This window comes from Nocardioides halotolerans DSM 19273 (genome assembly GCF_000422805.1).
In the GTDB taxonomy this organism is placed as follows: Bacteria; Actinomycetota; Actinomycetes; order Propionibacteriales; family Nocardioidaceae; genus Nocardioides; species Nocardioides halotolerans.
Genome location: NZ_AUGT01000026.1, coordinates 16,419 through 37,741 on the forward strand (window position 1 = coordinate 16,419; position 21,323 = coordinate 37,741).

21 protein-coding genes are annotated in these 21,323 nt (G+C 73.9%); 2 read left to right on the forward strand and 19 right to left on the reverse strand.

Translation table 11 applies throughout. The annotated features are described in order from the left end of the window. Positions 1-26: 26 nt before the first annotated feature. The 19 genes from G514_RS0108560 to G514_RS0108650 all read right to left on the reverse strand — a co-directional run bounded on the left by G514_RS0108560 (position 27) and on the right by G514_RS0108650 (position 19,166). The gene (locus tag G514_RS0108560) at positions 27-953 is read right to left on the reverse strand and encodes an alpha/beta hydrolase (RefSeq protein ID WP_028651418.1); all 927 of its coding nucleotides are present in this window, start codon (positions 951-953) and stop codon (positions 27-29) included. After that, entirely contained in the window at positions 950-1,540 is a 591-nt protein-coding gene (locus G514_RS0108565) for a TetR/AcrR family transcriptional regulator (protein WP_028651419.1), read from the reverse strand. Before G514_RS0108565 ends, G514_RS0108560 begins: the two co-directional genes overlap by 4 nt. Then, positions 1,537-2,862: a flavin-containing monooxygenase gene (locus G514_RS0108570; protein ID WP_036564180.1), complete on the reverse strand. Its 1,326-nt coding sequence runs from the start codon at positions 2,860-2,862 to the stop codon at positions 1,537-1,539. Before G514_RS0108570 ends, G514_RS0108565 begins: the two co-directional genes overlap by 4 nt. A 130-nt stretch (positions 2,863-2,992) precedes the next feature. Next, a complete protein-coding gene (locus G514_RS0108575) occupies positions 2,993-3,595 on the reverse strand; it encodes a dihydrofolate reductase family protein (RefSeq protein WP_028651421.1) in 603 nt (200 codons plus the stop codon). Between the two features lie 37 nt (positions 3,596-3,632). Beyond that, a complete protein-coding gene (locus tag G514_RS0108580; protein WP_028651422.1) occupies positions 3,633-4,361 on the reverse strand; it encodes a sulfite exporter TauE/SafE family protein in 729 nt (242 codons plus the stop codon). A gap of 75 nt (positions 4,362-4,436) precedes the next feature. After that, positions 4,437-5,018 (reverse strand): isopentenyl-diphosphate Delta-isomerase, encoded by a 582-nt coding sequence (gene idi, locus G514_RS0108585; RefSeq protein ID WP_028651423.1) that lies wholly within the window; start codon positions 5,016-5,018, stop codon positions 4,437-4,439. Then, positions 5,015-6,037, reverse strand: a complete 1,023-nt coding sequence (locus G514_RS0108590; protein ID WP_028651424.1) for an NAD(P)/FAD-dependent oxidoreductase — start codon at positions 6,035-6,037, stop codon at positions 5,015-5,017. Before G514_RS0108590 ends, idi begins: the two co-directional genes overlap by 4 nt. Continuing rightward, positions 6,030-6,563, reverse strand: a complete 534-nt coding sequence (locus G514_RS0108595; RefSeq protein WP_028651425.1) for an isoprenylcysteine carboxyl methyltransferase family protein — start codon at positions 6,561-6,563, stop codon at positions 6,030-6,032. Before G514_RS0108595 ends, G514_RS0108590 begins: the two co-directional genes overlap by 8 nt. Next, the gene (locus G514_RS0108600; RefSeq protein ID WP_028651426.1) at positions 6,560-7,636 is read right to left on the reverse strand and encodes a type III polyketide synthase; all 1,077 of its coding nucleotides are present in this window, start codon (positions 7,634-7,636) and stop codon (positions 6,560-6,562) included. Before G514_RS0108600 ends, G514_RS0108595 begins: the two co-directional genes overlap by 4 nt. After that, positions 7,633-8,799, reverse strand: coding sequence for an NAD(P)/FAD-dependent oxidoreductase (locus tag G514_RS25675; RefSeq protein WP_245582143.1), 1,167 nt, complete (start codon positions 8,797-8,799; stop codon positions 7,633-7,635). Before G514_RS25675 ends, G514_RS0108600 begins: the two co-directional genes overlap by 4 nt. Before the next feature lie 53 nt (positions 8,800-8,852). Then, positions 8,853-9,653, reverse strand: a complete 801-nt coding sequence (locus G514_RS0108610; RefSeq protein WP_028651427.1) for a UbiA family prenyltransferase — start codon at positions 9,651-9,653, stop codon at positions 8,853-8,855. Beyond that, a complete protein-coding gene (locus G514_RS0108615; RefSeq protein ID WP_036564195.1) occupies positions 9,650-10,546 on the reverse strand; it encodes a ferredoxin family protein in 897 nt (298 codons plus the stop codon). The genes G514_RS0108610 and G514_RS0108615 overlap by 4 nt, the downstream gene beginning before the upstream one ends. An 8-nt stretch (positions 10,547-10,554) precedes the next feature. Continuing rightward, positions 10,555-11,511, reverse strand: coding sequence for a JmjC domain-containing protein (locus G514_RS0108620; RefSeq protein ID WP_342662571.1), 957 nt, complete (start codon positions 11,509-11,511; stop codon positions 10,555-10,557). A gap of 170 nt (positions 11,512-11,681) precedes the next feature. Next, positions 11,682-11,912, reverse strand: a complete 231-nt coding sequence (locus tag G514_RS0108625) for a hypothetical protein (protein ID WP_028651430.1) — start codon at positions 11,910-11,912, stop codon at positions 11,682-11,684. An 81-nt stretch (positions 11,913-11,993) separates the two neighbouring features. After that, entirely contained in the window at positions 11,994-14,972 is a 2,979-nt protein-coding gene (locus G514_RS0108630; protein ID WP_169576343.1) for a helix-turn-helix transcriptional regulator, read from the reverse strand. A 101-nt stretch (positions 14,973-15,073) separates the two neighbouring features. Further along, positions 15,074-15,214 (reverse strand): hypothetical protein, encoded by a 141-nt coding sequence (locus G514_RS30205; protein ID WP_157544669.1) that lies wholly within the window; start codon positions 15,212-15,214, stop codon positions 15,074-15,076. A 225-nt stretch (positions 15,215-15,439) separates the two neighbouring features. Beyond that, positions 15,440-16,624, reverse strand: coding sequence for an imidazolonepropionase (hutI, locus tag G514_RS0108640; RefSeq protein WP_028651432.1), 1,185 nt, complete (start codon positions 16,622-16,624; stop codon positions 15,440-15,442). Continuing rightward, positions 16,621-17,916 (reverse strand): formimidoylglutamate deiminase, encoded by a 1,296-nt coding sequence (locus G514_RS0108645; RefSeq protein ID WP_028651433.1) that lies wholly within the window; start codon positions 17,914-17,916, stop codon positions 16,621-16,623. Before G514_RS0108645 ends, hutI begins: the two co-directional genes overlap by 4 nt. Next, a complete protein-coding gene (locus G514_RS0108650) occupies positions 17,913-19,166 on the reverse strand; it encodes an allantoate amidohydrolase (protein WP_028651434.1) in 1,254 nt (417 codons plus the stop codon). The genes G514_RS0108645 and G514_RS0108650 overlap by 4 nt, the downstream gene beginning before the upstream one ends. Before the next feature lie 99 nt (positions 19,167-19,265). Here G514_RS0108650 and G514_RS0108655 point away from each other — a divergent pair, with 99 nt between their 5' ends. Together G514_RS0108655 and G514_RS0108660 are read left to right on the forward strand one after the other, a co-directional pair. Beyond that, complete coding sequence (locus G514_RS0108655; protein ID WP_028651435.1) at positions 19,266-19,886, forward strand: nitroreductase family protein; 621 nt, start codon at positions 19,266-19,268, stop codon at positions 19,884-19,886. Between the two features lie 59 nt (positions 19,887-19,945). Further along, the gene (locus G514_RS0108660) at positions 19,946-21,310 is read left to right on the forward strand and encodes a M20/M25/M40 family metallo-hydrolase (protein ID WP_028651436.1); all 1,365 of its coding nucleotides are present in this window, start codon (positions 19,946-19,948) and stop codon (positions 21,308-21,310) included. Positions 21,311-21,323: the final 13 nt, after the last annotated feature.

The window sequence follows — 21,323 nt, forward strand, 5'->3', positions numbered from 1 at the left end:
GGAACTCCATCCGGTCAGCGCCGGTTTCACCGGGTACCCGGTGAAACCGGCCCACGCAGGTGGCGGCGCAGGAAGTACAGCTGATGGGCGAGCACGGGTCCGAAGAACTCGCTGCCCGGCCAGACGTCGAAGTGGTCGCACGGGTAGTGGCGGACCTCGGCCCGGCCGGCCTCGGCGGCCTTGGCGGAGGCGCGCGGGGGTGCGCTGCGGTCGAAGTCGGTGATCTGGACGAGGAGCGGGCAGCGCAGCGCCTTGGCGTGCTTCGCCGGACGGTGGCCGCCGAGCTCGAGGCCGACGGAGGCGTCGATCTCGTTGCGCCAGGTCGGGCCGGCGATCGCCAGGTAGGACTCGTAGTGGCCCGGCAGCGTCAGGGCGCCGACCTCCCCCGGGCGCGCGACGACCGGCATCATCACGGGCTCACCGCCGCGCAGCGCGGACAGCCGGCTGCGCAGGCCGGCGCGCGTCGAGCCGAGCATCGCCCGGGCCGAGTGGTGCTTCAGCGCGAGCAGGCCGGCGGCGCGGCCGTCGACGAGGGGTGAGAGCGACACCACCGCGGCGACGTCGTCACGGTCCGCGGCGGCGGCGAGCACGTGGCCACCGGACACCGACACGCCCCAGAGCACCAGCCGCGACGCGTCGACACCGGGCAGTCGGGCGGCCGCGGCCATCGCGGCGCGGTAGTCCTCGAGCTGACCGGCCATGCTGACCCGCTGGCGCGGCGTACCTCCCGAGGCGCCGAACCCGCGGTAGTCGAACGCGAGCACGTCGAGCCCGGCCTCGGCCAGGCCGGCGCCGAACGGTTCGAGACCGGAGTCCTTCGTGCCGCCGAGGCCGTGGGCCATCACGACGACGGGCCGCCCGCGCGGACCCTCGAACGCCGACCCGGCGCCGGTGAAGTGCCAGCCCGACAGCTCGACGCCACCGGAGTCGAAGGTCACCTCGTCGCGCTTCACCCACGCACCTCGCCGTAGATCGTGTGCAGCCAGACCGCGACGACCGCCTCGACCAGCTGCTCGCGGTCGAGGGGGCCGCCGAGGGCGAGCCGCTCCAGCATCCGGTCGTTGAGCTCGAGCAGCACGCTCGCCAGGGCGGTGGCGTCGGTGCCGCTCGGCGCCGCGCCCGAGGCTCGCTCGCCCTCGATGAGGCTCGCGACCACAGGCACGAACGACTCGCGGTCGCTGTCCCACAGCTGGCGGACGGTGCTGCTGGTCGAGCGCGCATCGAGCGAGGCCCGGAAGAGGTGCTCGTGCTTGTCCCACGTCGAGAACAGCGCGCGCACCATGGCCTCGATGTTCTGCGCCGGCGTCCCGTCGCTGCGCAGCTGCTCGGCGGCGGCGGTCGACTCGGCGTACATCTCGTTCATCAGCGCCGCGACCGCGCTGGCCTTGTTCTCGAAGTAGAAGTAGAACGCCGAGCGGGTCACGCCGGCCCGGCGCGAGATGTCGGCGATGTTGATCGAGTCGAGGCTGCTCTCGCGCAGGTGGTGGTCGAGCGCCTCGAGCAGCGCGGTGCGGCGGCGGTCGCCGCGGGCCTCGGTCACCGGCCCGCCCTCGCCATGCCCGCGGGGAGCTCGCGGGTCCGCAGGTCGTGCTCGTAGACGAAGTAGTCGACCTGCTGGGTGTGCCGCGGCCGGTCGGTCACGTGGCCGAGGTAGAGCTGCTCGTCGGCGGTGATGACCCGCTCCATCTCCTCGACGTCGGGTAGCGCGTAGGCACCGACGGCGTACGCCGCGAGCAGCCGCGCCTGCGCCTCGACGAACGGGAACAGCGTCGGCACCGCCTGCGCGAACCCCATGAACACGGCATCGTCGAGGCCGGGCTTGAACATCCGCTTGAAGAGCCGGATCACGTTGCGCGGAGCGCTGAGGAGCTGCTCGTCGAAGAACGGGAAGGTGATGTTGTAGCCCGTCGCGTAGACGATCACGTCGAAGCCGGACGACGTCCCGTCGACGAAGTGCACGGTCTCGCCGTCGAGCCGCTCGATGTCGGGCTTGGGCACCACGTCGCCGGAGCCGAGCCGTAGCGGCAGCTCGACCGACTGGGTCGGGTGCGCCTCGAAGAACTTGTGGTTGGGCTTCGGCAGGCCGTAGAGCTCGGGGTTGGACCCGGTCATGAACTGCATCTTCTGGATGAGCTTGCGCTGCCAGGCCAGCGGGATGTGCGGCGACGTGGCGAAGTACTTGTCGGCGGGCAGGCCGTACATGTACTTCGGTACGATCCAGGCGCTCGAGCGCGTCGAGAGCGTGACCTGGTTCTGCAGCGCCTTGCCGGACAGCTCCACCGCGATGTCGGCGGCGCTGTTGCCGAGACCGACGACGAGGATCCGCTTGCCGGTGAGGTCGAGCGGGTCCGTCGGGTCGATGTAGTGGTGGGAGTGGAACGACTCCCCGTCGAAGTGGCCGGGGAACTCCGGCGTGCGCGGGTCCCAGTGGTGGCCGTTGGCGACGACGAGCAGGTCGAACTCGCGGGTCGCGCCGGCCTGGTCGGTGATCGCCCACCCGCCGCCCGGCCGCCGCTCGGCGTGCACCACGCCGTTCTCGAACTCGATCGGGTCGAGCAGGCCGAACGCGTCGGCGTACGCGTCGAGGTAGGCCTTGACCTGGGTGTGGTGCGGGAAGTCGGGGTAGTCCTCCGGCATCGGGAAGTCCTTGAACGACAGCCGGTGCTTGCTGGTGTCGATGTGCAGCGAGCGGTAGGCGCTGCTGTGACCGTTGGGGTTGCCGAACGCCCAGTTGCCGCCGATCCGGTCGGACGCCTCGAAGCACGTGTAGGGCACGCCGTAGTCGCCGAGCATCTTGCCGGACGTCAGCCCGCTGATGCCCGCGCCGATCACCGCGGTCGTCGGTCGGCGCAGGGATGGCATGCCGGGGACGCTAGGCACTAACTTGACACGCGTCAACTGCTTCCGGGTCGGGATAGTCCCTGACGTTTCCGACACGGTCACGCGTGAGTCGCGTCGGAAACGTCAGGGACTATCGGGGACCCGCGGCGGATCAGGAGCGCGTCGAGTAGACGACGTGCGTCGCCAGCGGCGAGGCGTGCACCTCGATCGGCGTCAGCCGCAGGTCGGTGAGGCCTGCGAACGGCGACTCGCCGCTGCCGAGCACGACCGGTGCGTGGTTGAGCATGATCTCGTCGATCACGCCGGCCTCGAAGCCCTGCCGCACCGCGCTCGCGCCGCCGGCGATCGTCACGGTGTCCTCGCCCGCCGCCTCGAACGCCCGCTCCATCGCCTCGTCGAAGCCGGTGACGAAGTGGAAGGTCGTGCCGCCCTCCATCTCGATCGGGTCGGCCGGGTAGTGGGTGAGCACGAAGACCGGGCAGTGGTACGGCGGGTCGTCGCCCCACCAGCCGCGCCACATCTCCGCGCCCCAGTCGCCGCGGTCGGGGGCGTACATGTTGCGGCCCATGACGTAGGCGCCCCGCGGCGCGAGGATGCGCTCGGTCATGGCCTTGTCGACGTCGTTGGTCGGGGCACCGATGTGCCAGCGGTGCAGCTCCTCACCGCCGACGCCCAGAGGCTCCTCGCGCGTCTGGTGGGGGCCGGCGACGAAGCCGTCGAGGGAGATGGACAGGTGTGCGGTGACCTTCGGCATGGCGGGTCTGACTCCTGGGCTCGAGGGGACTCATCGCTCATCCGACCAGCGACCGCACCAGCAGCACCAGGGCGGACGCCGAGCTGACGACCAGCACGGCCGGGCGGACGACGTGCGCGGGGAGCGAGCGCCGGGCCAGCGCCCCGAGGCCGGTGCCCAGCGCGAGCCACGGCAGCAGCTCGGCCGCGGCGACGGCCTGGTCGCGCTCGAGGTCGCCGGTGACCCACAGGGCCCCCAGCGACAGCCCGGCACCGATGAGGAAGTAGACCGCCATCGTCGTACGGATCTCGCGGGCCGGCCGGTGCTGGTAGACGATCGCGATGGGCGGCCCGCCGATCGACGTGGCGGTGCCGGTGATGCCGCTGGCGAACCCCGCCACCGAGAGGCTGAGCCGGTTGAGCGGCACGGTGACGGCGCGCCACGTGAGGGCCACCGCGCCCAGCACGACGATGCCGATCGCGATGCCGAGCTCGCGCGCGCTGAGGGCGCCGACCACCCACACGCCGACGAGGGTCCCCGGGAACCGTGCCGGCAGCGACCACCCCAGCCCGCGCCAGTCGATGTCGTGGTGGTCGATCACGAGCGTCAGGCACGGCAGCAGCACCGCGACCATCAGCAGCGCCCCCGGCATCAGCGCGGGCTCCAGCAGCGCGGTCACCGGCGCCGCCACCAGCCCGACCCCGAGCCCGACCGCCGACTGCACCACCGACCCCACCAGGACCGCGGCCGCGATCACGGCGTACGTCGTGGGGTCCACCCGGCCCATCCTCTCGTGTCGGGGTGGGTAGTCCGTGACGGTGGGGCCCCAGAACGTGTGGACGAGGGGCCCGAACGTCACGGACTACCCCGGCCGGGCCGCAGGAGGCAGGGCAGCCGGGTCGGCGGCCGGTGCGGACAGGGGGTCCTCGGGGAGCTGCTCGACCTGCTCGCGGCACCACTGGCTGATCTCGCGGGCGCCGGAGAGCACGTCGGCCCGGAACTCCGACCACGAGACCCACTCCCACGCCTCGACCTCGCTCGGGTCGGGTCGCGGGTCGCCGGCGGCGACGGCCGTGAAGACCGGGCACAGCTCGTGCTCGACCGTGCCGTTGTCGCCGACCGCGCGGTAGCGGAACGCCGGCAGCGCCAGCCGCACGTCGGTGAGCTCGAGGCCGAGCTCCTGGGTGGTGCGCCGCACGACCGTCTCGGCGATCGGCTCGCCCGGAGCCGGGTGGCCGCAGCAGGAGTTGGTCCAGACGCCGCCGAACGTCGGCTTGTCGACCGCGCGCTGGGTCAGCAGGAAGCGGCCTCGGCCGTCGAAGACGTAGACCGAGAACGCCAGGTGCAGCGGGGTGTCGGGGCCGTGCACCGACGCCTTGTCCGCGACCCCGATCGCGCGACCGTCCTCGTCGAGGAGGACCACTTGCTCGGCCGGGGAGCTCATGCCGGCCTCGCCAGCTGGTCGACGACGCCCGCGAACACCCGCGGCAGGCGGGCCGCGAGCGGCACGATGCGCCGGCGCACGGCGGGCACCCGCGACGACGAGAGCAAGGCCTGGGTGAGCAGCTCGTGGCGCCGGCCGAGCCGGCGGTAGACGGCCTCGTACTGCTCCGGACGGTCCATGACGACCGCGTCCACCGCCGCGCGCGCCTGCGCGAGACCGAGCGCGATGCCCTCACCGGTGAGCGCGTCGACGTAGCCCGCCGCGTCGCCGACGAGCAGCACCCGGCCGCGGGTCCGGGCCGTGGAGCGCTGGCGCAGCGGACCGGCACCACGGGTGCGCGACAGCGGCCGGCGCTGGAGCCGCTCCCTCAGCAGCGGGTGCTCCGCGAGCAGCTGGTCGAACGGCGCCTGGCGCTCGGTCAGCACCGCGATGCCGACCAGCTCGTCGGCCACCGGCGTCACGTAGGCCTCGGACCCCTCGGCCCAGTGCACCTCGACGTACGGCGTCCAGGGCTGCATCTCGACGTGCACGCGCAGCCCGAAGCGCCGCCGGCCCTCGGGCGGCCGGTCGAGCCCGAGCATCCGGCGCACCGGCGAGTGCAGGCCGTCGGCCGCGATCAGGTAGCGCGCCGGCTCGTCGTCGACGAGCACGTGGCTGCCGCGGTCCTCGACCTCGCCGACCGCGCGCTCGACGATCTTGATCCCGGCCGCGCGCACCGCGTCGGTCATCGCGCGGTGCAGCGTCGTGCGCCGGACGCCGCGGCCCTCGCCGTGCCGGAACGGCGCGTCGGCCGTGCGGCCGCCGCCGAGGTAGCGGATGCCGGCCAGCCGGTGCCCGGCCGGGTCGATGCCGAGCGCGGCGAGGTCGGCGACGGCGCCGGGCATCAACCCCTCGCCGCAGGCCTTGTCGACCGGTCCGGGGCGGGGTTCGCGCACCTCGACGTCGATGCCCGCGCGGGCGGCGTACAGCGCGGCCGCGAGGCCGACCGGTCCGCCGCCGGCGACCACGAGGTCAGGCACCGGACGGCTCCGCGAGCGTGGTGAGTGCGGCGTTCTCCACCCGGATCCGGACGGTCAGCAGCACCGCGTTGAGCAGCGTGAACACCACGGCGGTGATCCAGCAGGCGTGCACGAGCGGCAGCGCGACGCCCTCGAGCACCACCGCGACGTAGTTGGGGTGCGGGAGGAGAGCGTAGGGACCGCGCCGCACCGGCGTCAGCCCCGGCACCACGATCACCCGCGTGTTCCACTGCCGGCCCAGCGTCGCGATGCACCACCAGCGCAGCGCCTGGCTCACCACGACGACGGCGAGCATCGACCAGGCCAGCGCCGACGGTGTGTGCGGCTCGCGCACGTAGGCCTCGACGAGCGCCCCGACCAGCAGCCCGGTGTGCAGCACCACCATCGGCGGGTAGTGGGAGAACCCCGTCTCGACACCGCCGCGCTCGAAGGACCAGGCGGCGTTGCGCCTGGAGACGACGAGCTCGGCCAGCCGCTCGACGCCCACGAGGACGACGAGGATCGTGAACGCCGTCAGGGAGGTCACGCGGCGCTCTCCCCGCCGGCCCGCAGCAGCACGAGCTCGGAGCAGAAGCCGGGACCCATCGCCATCAGCAGGCCGTGGCTCCCGGGCGCGGGCGGCCGTTCGCGCAGCGTGTCCTCCAGGACGTGCAGCACCGAGGCCGACGACAGGTTGCCGATCTGGGCGAGCGAACGGCGCGTGAGCGCGACCGCGTCGGGGTCGAGCTCGAGCGCCTGCTCGAGCGCCTCGATCACCTTGGGTCCGCCGGGGTGGCAGACCCACCAGCCGATGTCGGCGCGGGTCAGCCCGTGGTCGGCCAGGAAGCCGTCGACGTCCTCGCGGACGTAGCGTCCGATCACCGTCGGCACCTGGGCGTCGAGGACGATGCGCAGCCCGGTGGTGCCGACGTCGAAGCCCATCACCCGCTCGGAGTCGGGGTAGAGCCGGCTCCTCGTGGCGACCACCCGGGCGGGTGCCGACCCGTGGCGGTCGTCGCCCGTCGCGACGACGCACGAGGCGCCGTCGCCGAACAGCCCGCTGGCGACCAGGTTGGGCACCGACACGTCGTCGCGCTGCACGGTCAGCGAGCAGAGCTCGACGGCCACGAGCACGGCGACCTCGTCGCGGTGGCCGCCGAGGTAGTCGTCGAGGCGCGCGATCCCCGCCGCACCAGCCACGCAGCCGAGGCCGACCAGCGGCACCCGCTTGACGTCGGGCCGCAGTCCGACGAGGGCGGCGATCCGCGCGTCGAGGCTCGGCACCGCGAGGCCGGTCACGGTCGCCGAGATGATGAGGTCGACGTCCGTCGGCGTCAGGTCGGCAGCCTTGAGGGCGTCCTGCAGCGCCCGCGCGCCGAGCTCGACGGCGTGCTCGATGAAGTGGTCGTTGGCGGTGGTGAACCCGTCGAGCTCGCCGTACGCCTCGAGCGGCAGCACGGTGTGCCGGTGGTCCACGCCGGCGTTGGCGTGGAAGCGTCGCAGCACCCGCTCGTCGAGCCCGCCGCCGCGGGCGATCACCCCGGCGAAGGCGTCGGTGATGTCCGCCTGCGCGTGCCGGAACGGCGGCAGCGCACCGCGGACCGTCAGGATCTGTGTCACGTGAGGCCCACCCTTGCTCGCGTCGCGGTCACTGCCTTGCGTCCGAGGCCGCCGGCCAGGCCGCGCACGAGCCGACCGGAGATCCGGCCGTCGCCGAGGCCGAGCTCGACGAGCTCGTCGAAGACTCTTCGGTCCCGGCGGGCCACCCGGATGCCGCCGTCGACGATCACGGGGTGCTCGGCCAGCCGGGAGGCGACGAACGTGTGCTTGAGGTGCCGACCGAGCTGGTCGCGCACCGCCTGCCGGTGCAGCGCGCCGGGGTCTCCCCCGCCGCGCAGGGCACGCACGGACGACTGGCCGGCCGCGATCCCCGTGGCGATCGCGTAGTAGATGCCCTCGCCCGTCATCGGGTTGATGAGCCCGGCGGCGTCGCCGACCAGCAGCACCCGCCCGTCCGGCTGGTCCCACCGCCAGCTCGACAGCGGGAGGTGGTGCCCCTTCCACTCCGCGCCGTCGTAGCCCGGCAGCAGCTGCTCGAGCTGGTCGAGCAGCAGGGCGCGCGAGGGCGGGTCCTCGCCGTCGGGTGGCAGGAGCTCGCCGTAGCCGATGTTGGAGAGGCCGTCACCACGGTCGAAGGCCCAGGCGTACGCCGGCTGGCGGCGGTCGCCGTACCTGATCACCTGGGTGCCGCGCCGGTCGGGCGGCGTCGGCGCGTAGCCGCGGATGGCGAGCGCGCGCCGGCCGGTCGGCAGGCCGAGGTGCGCACGCAGCACCGAGTGCGCGCCGTCGGCGCCGACGACCACACCGGCGTCGGGGAGGTCGTCGACGGAGGTGACCCGCTGCCGCCGGAACGCCGCTCCGCGCTCCACCGCCCGCTCGACCAGGCGCGCGTCGAAGACCTGTCGCGGGATGACGTGGACGGGCCGCGACATCGTCCCCTCGACCGACCCCTCGCCGCGCGCCAGCTCGAGCCGGGTGAGCGGGGTCCAGCCGTCCTCGACGCCGGTGACGCCGATCGAGGCGAGCTTCGCGAAGCAGTGCGGAGCGATGCCGTCGCCGCACGACTTGTCGCGCGGGAAGTCGGACCGGTCGAGCAGGAGCACCCGCAGCGAGGGGTCGGCGTGCAGGGCGGCGAGCGCGGTCGTGGCCCCGGCCGGCCCGGCGCCGACGACCACGAGGTCCCAGGACCCGTCGGGGGTGATCATCGCTTCTGGGGTCCCCACGGAACTGTTCGCCTCCGCGCGCAGCGCTCGGCGCGAAGAGTTTCGTGGGGTGTTCATCGAGCCCACACCAGCATCGCCACGTCCACCAGTGCCATCGCGATGGCCGCTCTAAACGGGGTCCGCCCCTGTGCGACGAGCGCGACCACCGCGAGACCGGCCGTGATCACCAGTGCTGTGACGGCGAGAGCGATGTTGTCGACCGGTGCGCCGACCACGATCACGACGGCCGCCGAGACGAGGACGAGCGCGGAGACGACCGGGCTCCAGCGCGCGCCGAGCCGGTGCGGCAGCCCGCGGACGCCGGTGGCGGCGTCGTCGGCCAGGTCGGGCAGCACGTTGACGAAGTGCGCCCCGACCCCGAGCAGCGCGCCGGCCAGCGGCAGCCACAGCGGCGGCGCCTGGTCGGGGTTGTCGGTCAGGGAGACGAACGCCGGCAGGCCGCCGAACGCGACGGCGTAGGGAAGCCACGACCACGGCGTCGCCTTTGCGCCCAGGTTGTAGACCCAGCCGGCAGCGACGCAGACGAGGTGGACGAGTCCCGGCAGCCAGCCGCACGCGAGCGACAGCGGGACCGTGGCGACGAGAGCCAGGCCGCACGCCACCCGGACCGTGCGCTCGGAGACCCGCCCGTCGACGAGCGGCTTGTCGGCGCGACCGACGCTGCGGTCGCGGGCGAGGTCGACGAGGTCGTTGGACCAGCCGATCGAGAGCTGGCCGGCGAGGACGGCCGCGACCACCAGGGCGATCCGCCCCGGCCCGAGCCCGACCGCGCCGGCGAGCAGGCCGGCGAGCAGCGTGACCGCGAACGCCGGCCCGGGGTGGCTGGCACCCAGCAGCGCCGCGGCCTTCCTCATGGAAGCGCCCGGATCTCGTGGACCTCGTGGTGCATCACCGGATTGTGGCGCAGCGCCCGGCAGGTGAGCTGCTGCACGTCCTCGCCGCGGGTGGTGGTCACGGTCACGGCGTAGCGGCGTCCGCGGACGTCGAAGACCGCGTCTGTGTGCCCGTCGCTGACGTGCCGGGAGACGAAGCGCACCGAGTCGAGGCGGCGCTCGTCGACGTGGCGGCGCAGCGCGGCCTCGGCGGCCTGCAGCGGCGTGGCCAGCCCCGATCGGCCGCGCAGGTGGTCGAGGTCGACCTCGCCGGCGGCCAGCAGCCGCGCCATCCCGCGCGCCGTGTCGGGCTCGAGGCGCCCGTAGTAGAGACCGTGCGGGAGGACGAGCACGTTGCCGGCGAACCGGTCGCCGCCGATGTGCGAGCACTCCCAGGTCTCGTCGGGGAACGCCTCGGCAAGCCCGGCCGCGACCGGCCGGCCGCGCTCGGCGCAGCACGCGTCGTGCCGGCCGTGGGTGCAGACCGCGAGCACTGGGTCGGCGTGCCGCGCCAGCCCGAGGGAGCGGCCCTCGGCGAGCGTCTCGAGGTCGAGGTCGTGGACACCGGCGAGGTCGTCGAGGACGGCGGTCTCCAACCAGGGCTCGGCGTGGTGCGCGTACGCCGCGAAGACCCGCACGCCCGCGGTGGCCTTCGACGCCCCGGACGGGCGCCGGATCAGCAGCACCTTGGTGCGGGTCGCAGCGGTGCGCTCGCGCAGCTCGGGCCCGATGCCCGGCGGCATGCGTGCGTCGCGCAGCGCGTCCTCGCCCCACGGACCGGGGTGCTCCACCAGCAGGAAGGACCGCACCGTCGACGCGGTGCCGGCCATCGTCTCGCTGCGCTCCTCACTGGCGACCGCGCATCGGAAGGGCATGGCACCCATCATCCGGTGACGACCCTGAGCAGCCCCTCCCGGACCAGCCGACGGGCCAGGACCAGCCGGCTCTGCTCGTCGAGCGGCAGGTCGCGGGGGCGCAGCTCGGAGCGGTCGCGGACCACCTCGAGGGCCTCCCGGATCCGGGCAGGCACGTCCATGCTGCGGTCGCCGAGCAGCACCTCGACCCGCTCGCCGTCCGCGCGGTCGACGAGCACCAGGGGGTGGCCGGGGCGGCGGCGCAGCAGGGTCTCGTCGTCGATCGCGTCTAGGCCGAGGCCGTCGACCAGCGCGCCCTCGAGACGTGGCGGCCGCGAGGTGAGGAAGCGGCGTACCTCGGCCTGCACCGCCTCGCTCGGGTCGACCGCCCGCAGCCGGTCGGCCACGTCGGAGAGGTGCCGGCCCAGCTGGTGGGCGAGGGCCTGCGGGTCGTCGAGGTAGCCGGCCGGGAGGTGCTCGGCCGGCACGCCCTCGGTCAGCGACCTGAGCGACCGCTCGACCAGGCCGCGCCAGGTGAGCTGGTTGATGCCGATCGTGATGTGCAGCGAGACCGTGTCCTGCGCGCGTGCGGCGTGCGGGGTGCCGGTGGGGAGGTACATCACGTGGCCGGGCTCGAGCAGTGGCTCCTCGGCGGCGGCGCCGACGGGGTGCAGCTCCCACTGCTTGGTGCCGGCGGTCTGCAGCACGAACACGTCGTGGGTGTCGGAGTGCACCGCGAAGCCCTGCGACCCGGGCGGGGTGAGGTAGGCGTTGGCCTGGCAGGGGTGGCCGAGCTCGAGCTCGAGCTCGGAGATCAGGTCGACCAGCGGCGGGAACGAGCGGTGCAGGCCCTGGAAGACCACGGTCGCGCCGTTGCGGAACTCCTCGACCGCGGTGCGCCCGTCGACCAGCCCGGTCAGCGCGCGGCCCGCGAGCGTGGCGCCGCGCGTGTAGTCCTTCTCGGGCAGCACCGTGCCGTCGCGCACCAGCCGGACGCTCGGCGTGCGGATCCCGGTCGCGGTCAGCAGGCGGTCGGCGTCGTCGAGGGAGAAGTACGCCGCCAGCTCGTCGGGGTCGACCTCGTGGTGGTGGACCTGCGACGCCCAGACCTTCTCGCGGAAGGTCTGGGCGTCACCGGTGAGCTGTTGGAGAGCGCTCAGGAGGCGTCCCCGTCGGTCGTGTCGGTCGAGTCGCCGTCGGTGCCGTCGGCGTCGCCGGAGTCACCGTCGGTGCTGTCGGTCGAGTCGCCGTCGGTCGAGTCGCCGTCGGTGCCGTCGGCGTCGCCACCGTCCGTGCCGTCCGCGTCGCCGCCGCCGAGCCCGGCGTCACCGGACGGGGCCGTGGTCATGTCGTCGTCGCCGAGCGGCTCTTCGGGAGTGGTGGTCATGTGTCCTCCAGTGGGTCGGTGTGGGACCAGTCAAGTACCCCTGGGCCTCGGTGTACACACCGCGAGCCGGTCAGCCGCGGATCAGCCCGGGATCAGCCCGCGCCGCCGGGCGATCGCGGCCGCCTCGGTGCGTCCTGACGCGTTGAGCTTGGCCAGGATGTTGGACACGTGCACCGAGACCGTCTTGGCGCTGATGAACAGCTGCTTGCCGATCTCGCCGTTGGAGCGGCCCTCGGCGACCAGCGCCAGGATCTCGGACTCGCGCGCGGTGAGGGTGTCGGACGCGGATCCGTCGGCGCGCGCCGGCGCGCTGCCCTGGGCGCGCAACCGATCGAGGAGGGGTACGGCGCCCAGCCGGTGGGCGACCTCGCGGGCCTGGTCGGCGAGCTCGCGGGCGCCCGCGGTGTCACCGGTGGAGCGCAGGATGCCGGCGAGCACCGCCCGGACCGTGGCGAGCTCGTGGACGTGCCCGAACTCCTCGTAGAGGTCGGCGGCCTCGCGCCAGACCTGGACGAGGTCGTCCTGCGTGGGCGCGTCGACCCCGGAGAGCCAGCGGGCGCGCAGGGTCTCGGCGTCGAGCCGCTTCACCCACGCCCGGCCCTCCGGGCCCCAGTGACCGGAGGGGTCGGTGTACTTCTGGAGCACGACGTGGCCGTCGCCGTGCAGCCGCTCCACCTCGGCCATCAGCTCGGTGCGCTCCGCGCCGCTGAGTCGGGGCAGCGCATCGGCCACCGCGCCGGTCGCGATCGCGGCGAGCCGGATGCGGGCGCTGAACCACGGGTGCCAGATCCGGCCGAGCACCGTCACGGCGTCGTCGTAGACGCCGATGACCTTGATCGGGTCGTCGGCGCGCGCGGCGTCGGCCATCTCGGCGACGACGGAGTTGATCGCCACGCCGCCCTCGAGCTCCCAGAACCGGCGCAGGGCCCGGGCGCGCTCGGCCACGGGCTCGCCGCGGCCGGACTCCACGAGCAGCGCGACGCCGGCGACCAGGGCCGCCGGGATCGGCGGCACCTGCTCGTTGCTGGTGTCGGCCAGCCGCAATGCCTCGTCCCAGTCGCCGTCGACGCTCTTGATCCACGCCAGCTGCCACCGCGACTCCCAGCCCCAGGGGCCGTAGGGGACGCCGGCGTCGGCGGCGGACTTCATCGCGCTGCGGAACCACGTCTCGGCCTGGGCCCACTCCGCCCAGTCCTGGTAGGAGCGGCCCAGGAAGTAGCGGGCACGCAGCTCGGCGCGCAGCGCGCCGGTCTCGACCGCGCGGTGGACGGCCTCGACCAGCGCGGAGCGGAGCGCGTCCTTCGGACCGGCCTTCTTGAGCTGGCTGAGGGTGGTGATGACGTCGGCGGCGAGCTCGTGCAGGTCGAGCCGCTCGGCCAGCGCCAGCGCGTCGAGCCCGGCGGCCTGCGCCTCGTCGTAGCGCCCGTAGCCGGTGAGCACCCGCGCCTGGATCGCGAGCACCTTCGCACGCAGCCCGCCGGCGTCCTCGGGCAGCAGGTCGACGGCCTGCTGCACGAGCTCGCAGGGGTCGAGGTCGGGGCTCTCTGTGAGGATCACGACGTCGGCCTGCGCGGCCAGCATGCGGGCCCGCCACCCGGGCGGGGCGTCGGGGGCGAGCGCCGCGAGCTGCTCGGCGAGCAGGGCCGCGGCGCGGGTCGGCTGGCCCGACGCCGTGAGCGCCTCGGCCGCGCTGACCGACAGCTTGGAGATGTCGATCTGGCAGGTCGAGCGGCGCCGCGGGTCGGCGAGCAGCTCGAGCGCCTGCTCGTAGTGGTGGGCCGCCTCGTCGGGGCCGGCCACCGCGGTCGCCTCGTCGCCCGCGCGGATGCTGGCGTCGAGGGCGGTCTCGAGGTCGTGGGCCAGCCGGGCGTGCCGGGCCAGCTCCGCGGCGGTGCCGCGGCCCATGCCCTCCTTGAGCGCCTCGGCGTACTGCGCGTGCAGCCGCACCCGCTCGCCGGGCAGCAGGTCGTCGTAGACCGCCTCGCCGAGCAGCGCGTGGCGGAAGGAGTAGGTGCCTTCGCCGGGCACCAGGAGGTTCATCTCGACGGCCTGGCGCAGACCCTCCTCGAGCGAGTCGACGGGCACCCCGGACGCCGCGACCAGCAGGTCGTGGGCCACCTTGCGGCCGGCGACGCTCGCGACGCGCACGACCTGGCGGGCCGCCTCGTTGAGCCGGTCGAGGCGCACGAGCAGCACGTCGGCGAGCTCGTCGGGCACCCAGCTGCCCGGCTGGGTGGCGGCGCCGACGAGCTCCTCGACGAAGAACGCGTTGCCCTCGGCGCGGCGCACGATCGCGCTCAGCTCCTTCTCGCGCATGGAGTCGGGCGAGAGGCTGGCGATGAGCAACCGGACGTGCTCGTCGCCGAGCGGGGCGAGCTGGAGCCGCTCGACGCCGCCGAGACGGGACCACTCGGCGACCTGGCGGCGCAGCGGGTGGCGGCGGTGCAGGTCGTCGGAGCGGTACGACGCCACGATCGCCACCCGGCCCTCGCCGGCGCCCTCGAACGGCCGGGAGAACAGGAAGCTGAGCAGGTCGCGCGTGGACTGGTCGGCCCAGTGGCAGTCCTCGATCACCAGGAGCAGCGGCGCCTCCGCGGCTGCCTCGCCCAGGAGCGTGTGCACCGCGGCGAACAGGTCCGCACGGTCGACGCTCTCGCCCTCGATGCGGCCGGGCGTGCCCTCGGCGGGCACCAGCACCCGTCGTCCGGGCTGGAGACGCGCGAGCGCGGGGTGGGCCTCGGCGACTCGCGCGACGACCTCGGGCAGCTCGGCCTGGAGCCGGCCGAGCACCTCGGAGAAGGGCAGGTAGGGGAGCGCGCTGTCGCCGAAGTCCAGGCAGTGCCCGGCGAACACGCGCCACCCCTCCTCGACCGCGAGGTCGCGGAGCTCGACCAGCAGCCGGGTCTTGCCCACGCCGGCGTCACCAGAGAGCACGACGTGCCGCGGAGGCACGGTCCGCTCCGCGTCGTCCGCCGACGACGAGACGCCGAGCAACGAAGCGATCTCCGTCAGCTCGGCGTCTCTGCCGATCAAGGTCCGGCTGGTCGTGTGTACAGCCACACCGTCCATGATCCCTTGTTCAGTTGTGAGGTCGTGCACCGTTTTCCTGTCCGGCGCCGTGTCGATGCTCATCCGAGCTCGATCTCGGTGGCGGTGCGCGGTCAGCGCGGCGTGCGCGTGGCCTCGGCGGGTCGGCGTACGAACGGCATCCGCACGCGGCGACCGTGGCGGCCGACCTCCTTGCGAGCCCGGTTGCTGCGGTACTCGATCTCGGCCTGGTAGGTCTCGAAGGTGTTGTACATCTCTGGTGTGCTCCTCAGTCGGTGTTCCGGTGCTGCCTGGTGATCACAAAGATCGCCGCCTGAGGTAGGCACCCACATCGGGAAGGTGCCTTATCTCTGGCACCAGGTCCACGGACGCGAACCCCTAAGCACGACACCGATGCCGCCGAGCACGCGTAGGAGGCACCTCATGCGTCACACCGGCCCCACCGGTGACTGAGGGGGTGGGCGGTCGGTACGGCCCCGTCAGGGCCCGACGGGGCGGCCGCCGAGCCACGTGCCGGCGACGAGCGGTACGCCGGGGCGGTAGGCGAGGTGCACGTGCGACGGGGCGTCGAGCAGCACCAGGTCGGCCCGCGAGCCGACCGCGATGCGGCCGACGTCGTCGCGGTCGAGGGCGCGCGCACCGCCCGCGGTCGCGGCGTGCACGGCCTCGGCCGGGATCATCCCCATCTCGCGGACGGCGAGCGCGATGCACAGCGGCACCGAGCTGGTGAAGCTCGAGCCCGGGTTGCAGTCGCTGGCCAGCGCGACGGCTACTCCGGCGTCGAGCAGCCGCCGCGCGTCGGGGTAGGGCTGGCGGGTCGAGAACTCCACGCCGGGCAGCAGCGTGGCGACGGTGCCGCTGTCGCGGAGCGCGTCGACGTCGGCATCGGTGAGGTAGGTGCAGTGGTCGACCGCGGCCAGCCCCAGCTCGGCCGCGAGCAGCACGCCCGGGCCGGGTCCGAGCTGGCTGGCGTGCAGCCGGCCCCTCAGGCCGTGGGCCGCACCCGCCTCGAGCACGGCCCGCGCCTGGTCGGCGTCGAAGGCTCCGGTCTCGCAGAAGGCGTCGACCCAGCGGGCGTAGGGCGCCGCGGCCTCGAGCATCGGCCCGGTCACGAGGTCGACGTAACCAGCGGGGTCGCCGGCGTACTCGGCCGGGACGACGTGCGCGCCGAGGAACGTCGTCTCGTCGGTGAACTGCCGCGCCACCGCCAGGCTGCGGGCCTCGTCGTGCACGGTGAGGCCGTAGCCGGACTTGATCTCGACCGTCGTGGTGCCCTGCCGGGTCATCTCCTGCACCAGCCTGGCGACGTGCGCGGTGAGCTGCTCGTCGGTCGCGGCGCGGGTCGCGGCGACGGTGGTGCGGATGCCGCCGGCGGCGTAGGACTCCCCCGCCATCCGCGCCGCGAACTCCGCAGCGCGATCTCCCGCGAAGACGAGGTGGCTGTGGCTGTCGACGAAGCCCGGCAGCACGGCCCGGCCCCCGGCGTCGACCTGCTCGTCGGCCGCTGGCGCGTCGGCCGCAGGCCCCACCCAGGCGACCGTGCTGCCCTCGACGACGACGGCGGCGTCGACGATGGTGCCGAGGAGGTCGTCGGCCGCCGTCGATCGTTGCGGGTCGTTGGTGACCAGCTCGCCGATGTGGGTGATGAGGGTCGTGGCCGTCACCGGAGCGCTCCGATCGCGTCGTCGAGCTCGCGCCCGATCTCCTGCTCGTCGCCCCTCGTGAACACGACGCGCCCGCCGACGACCACCTGGCTGACGTCGGCTGCCGTCGCCGCGAACACAGCGGTGTGCTCGTCGGCGCCGGTGCCCGCCGTGCGCGGCGTGCTGGTGTCGAGGGTGACGAGGTCGGCCTCGGCGCCGACCTCGATGCCCCGCCCCGCGGTGCCCACCGCGAGCAGCTCGGCGGCGGTCCAGTGGCCGCGCTCGCCGGTCGCGAGCCGCTCGTCCATCTCCAGTCCACGCAGCTCCTCGAACGGGTCGACGACCGCGTGGCTGTCGCTGCCGATGGTGACCGGGCAGCCCGCCTCGTGCAGCCGGCGGGCCGGGCCGATCCCGTCGGCGAGGTCGCGCTCGGTGGTCGGGGTGATGCAGACGCGGGTGCCGGTGGTGCCGAGCAGCTCGATGTCGTCGCCGGTGAGGTGCGTCGCGTGCACGACCGTGGTGCCGGGGCCGAGCAGGTCGGCCTCGTGCAGCAGCCGGGCCGGAGTGACGCCGTACGCCGCGAGGCAGGCGTCGTTCTCGGCGGCCTGCTCGGACAGGTGCACGTGCAGCGGCGCCCGGCCTCGGAAGACCGGCAGCTGCTCGCGCGGCACCGCGCGCACCGAGTGGATCGCCGCCGGCCCGTCGCCGGCCCGCGCGGCCCACGCCTCGGCGTCGCCGTCGGAGTAGCGGCGCTGCACGCCTTCGGGCGGTGCGCCGAAGCCGCTGCTCACGTAGCACGTGTCGAGCAGCGTGATCCTGATGCCGGCGTCCTCGGCGGCCTGGCGCAGCGCGTCGCCCATCGCGTTCGGGCTGGCGTACGCCGTGCCGTCGGGCCGGTGGTGGACGTAGTGGAACTCGGTCACGCTCGTGTAGCCCGCGGCCACCATCTCGCGGTACGCAGCGCGGGCGAGGGCGCGGTAGGTGTCGGGCTCGAGACGCTCCGCCACGGCGTACATCTGCTCGCGCCAGGTCCAGAACGTGCCCCGCTCGCGCTGGGTCCGGCCGCGCAGCGCGCGGTGGAACGCGTGGCTGTGGTCGTTGACGAGGCCGGGGAGAGTGAGGCCGGGGAGCCGGGCAGTTTCACCGGGTACCCGGTGAAACTGGCGCTGACCGGATGGAACTCCGTCCGATAAGGGGGAGTTTCGTCGGGTCAGCACCACCGAGGCGAACCTGCCGTCCGCGATCTCGACCAGCACGTCGTCGTGGACGGCGCCGCCAACCCAGGCGCGCTCGAGGAGGTAGGACGAACTCACGTCGCCAGCCTCTCCAGCGTCTCGGCCAGCGCGTGCACGCCGGCCAGGCAGTCGGGGATCGACGCGGTCTCGGCCGGCGAGTGCGAGACGCCGGTGGGGTTGCGGACGAACAGCATCGCGGTCGGGATCCCTTGTGCCGCGAGGATCCCGGCGTCGTGGCCGGCTGCGGTCGGGATCACCGGCCAGTCGCCCGACTCGTGGTCGGCGGCGATCCGCGCGGCCAGCGCAGGGTCGAAGGTGACCGCGTCCGAGACCGACTCGGCGGTCACCTCGACCGCGGTCCCGTCGCGCTCGGCGCGCTCGGTCGCCTGCCGGGTGACGGTCTCGACGAGCTCGCCCAGCGCTGCTTCCGACGAGCAGCGCGCGTCGAGCCAGGCGAGCACCTGCGACGGGACGGCGTTGGTGCCGTTGGGCGTCACCTCGACGCGGCCGAACGTCGCCCGCTCGCCCGCCAGCCGCGCCTGCTTGTTGGCGGCCAGCGCGGTCATCGCGTAGGTCAGCATCGGGTCGACGCGGTCCTCCATCCGCGTCGTGCCCGCGTGGTTGGCCTCGCCCCGGAAGTCGAACCGGTAGCGCCCGTGCGGCCAGATCTCGCTGGCCACGCCCACGGCCGCCCCGCGGTCGACGAGGTCGCGGCCCTGCTCGACGTGCAGCTCCACGAACATCTCGACGCCGTCCAGCAGCCCCGGGCCGCCGCCCTCGACGACCTCCTCGAACGCCACGCCGTCACGGTCGCGCAGTCCGCGCGCCTTCTCCCACTCGATCGCCCCGCTCGCCAGCCGCGACCCCAGGCACGCCAGCCCGAACCGCGACCCCTCCTCCTCCACGAACACCGACACCCCGATCGGCCTGGCCGGCACGACCCCGCGCTCCCTCAGCTCGTCGACGGCCGCCAGCGCCGAGACGACCCCCAGCGGTCCGTCGTACGCCCCGCCGTCCAGCACGGAGTCGAGGTGGGAGCCGGTGAGCACGCCCCCGGTCCGGGATAGTCCCTGACGTTGTGACACGGAATCCGGCGGGTCGACGGCCAAAACGTCAGGGACTATCCCACCGTCCGGGTCCCACCACGCCACGAGGTTCCCGGTGGCGTCGGAGTCCAGCGCGAGGCCGCGGGCGCGCGCCTGCTCGCGGAACCAGTCGGCGAGCTCGCGCTCGGGAGCGGTGAACGGCTGGCGGAAGTAGCCGCCCGAGGTGGCGGACCGGCCGACGGGTGCCAGGTCGGACCACATCCGCTCGAAATCGTCAGGCACCCCTTCATCCAACGACAGCCGGCGCCGCGCTGCCACCAGCACGCCGCGAGCGAGGGTCTCGGATCCGAGATCGAGGGCGCGTGAGCCAGACTGTGGCGCATGGAGTTTCAAGACGTCGTACGCCGCCGCCGCATGGTCCGCGACTACAGCGACGAGGCGGTCGACCCGGCCGTCGTCGACCGGGCGCTCGCCAACGCGGTGCGCGCGCCGAGCGCGGGGTTCAGCCAGGGGTGGGCGTTCCTGGTGCTCGAGCAGCCCGAGGACGTACGCCGCTTCTGGGCCGCCACCGCCGACGACCTCGACGAGCCCGACAGCTGGCTCGCCGGGATGATGGGCGCCCCGGTCGTGATCCTCCCGTGCTCCAGCAAGGCGACCTACCTCCGGCGCTACGCCGAGGACGACAAGGGCTGGACCGACCAGGACGAGTCGCGCTGGCCGATGCCGTTCTGGCACATGGACGCCGCGATGGCGGCCCTGCTCATCCTCCAGACGGCGACCGACGCCGGCCTCGGCAGCTGCTTCATCGGCGTCCCGCCAGACAAGGACGCCGCCGTGCGCGAGGCGTTCGGCATCCCCGACGACCACGACCCGGTCGGCGTGATCACGATCGGCCACCGCGCCGGCGGCGAGGCGCCGTCCGGCTCGCCGCGCACGCGCACGCGCCGTCCGCTCGACGAGCTCGTGCACCGTGGTCACTGGGGTCAGGCCGCCCGCGGCTGAGGGACGCCGTTCTCGCCGAGCCCCGGGGATCGCAGCCCCGAGGGCACTAGGGTCCCGCCATGACCGAGGGAGGGACCGAGGGAGGAGACGGGCTGCCACGCGCCGTGCAGAGGCTGCAGGCGCTCATCCGGATCCCGACCGTCTCGCGGCTCGACCCCGAGCAGGTCGACACCGCGGCGTTCGACGATTTCGTCGTGGAGCTCGCGCGGCAGTTCCCGCTGGTCCACGAGCGGCTCGAGCTCACCCGGGTGCACACCCACGGGCTGCTCTTCCACTGGAGGGGCGCGAGCGACGCGCGGCCGGTCGTGCTGATGGCCCACCTCGACGTGGTGCCGGTCGAGGGCACCTGGCAGCACGACGCCTTCAGCGGCGCGGTCGTCGACGGGCAGGTCTGGGGGCGCGGCACCCTCGACGACAAGGGCAGCCTCGTCGCGATCTGCGAGGCGGTCGAGACGCTGCTCGAGCGCGACGTCGTGCCGGCCCAGGACGTCTGGCTGTCCTTCGGCTGCGACGAGGAGGTGTTCGGCACGGCGGCCGAGGGCGCCGTCGACGCGCTCCGCGAGCGCGGCGTCCGGCCGTGGTTCGTCGTCGACGAGGGCGGCGCGATCGCGCACGACGCGTTCACCGGCGTCGGCAGGCCGGTCGGCGTCGTGGGCGTGACCGAGAAGGGCGTCATGTCGGTGCGGCTGCGGGTCGAGGGCCGCGGCGGCCACGCCTCGACCCCGGCCCGGATGGGGCCGACCGCCCGCCTCGCCAGAGCGATCACCCGTCTCGACCGCTCGCCGATGCCCAGCAGCCTGCCCGCGCCGACGGTCGAACTGTTCCGGCGGCTCGCCCCGCACGCGCCCCTCGCCCTCCGCCCCCTGCTGGCGAACGCCGGGCGGCTCGGACCGGCGCTGCCGAAGGTGCTCACCGCCCTCGGGCCCGAGTCGGCGGCGATGGTGCGCACGACGTTCGCCGTCACGACGTTGCAGGGCAGCCCGGCCCTCAACGTCATCGCCGCGACCGCGACCGCCGGCGTCAACATCCGGATCATGCTCGGCGACACCTCGGAGTCGGTGCTCGCCCACCTGCGCAAGGTGATCGGCGACGACCGCGTGGAGATCGACGTCGTCGAGGTCTTCGAGCCGTGCCCCCTCTCGCCGTACTCCACCGACGGCCACACCGACGAGGCGTTCGACCTCATCGAGACCACGATCGGCGAGGTCTTCCCGGACACCGTCCCCGCGCCGTACGTCATGATGGCCGCCACCGACTCGCGCACGTTCACCGCGATCTGCGAGCGCGTCTACCGCTTCGCGCCGTTCCGGATGACCAAGGCGCAGCGCGAGGCCATCCACTCCTACGACGAGCACCTCGGCGTCGACGACTTCCTCGACGGCGTGCGGTGGTACCAGCGCCTGATCGAGCGCCTCCCCTCGTGAGCGCCTCGTGAGC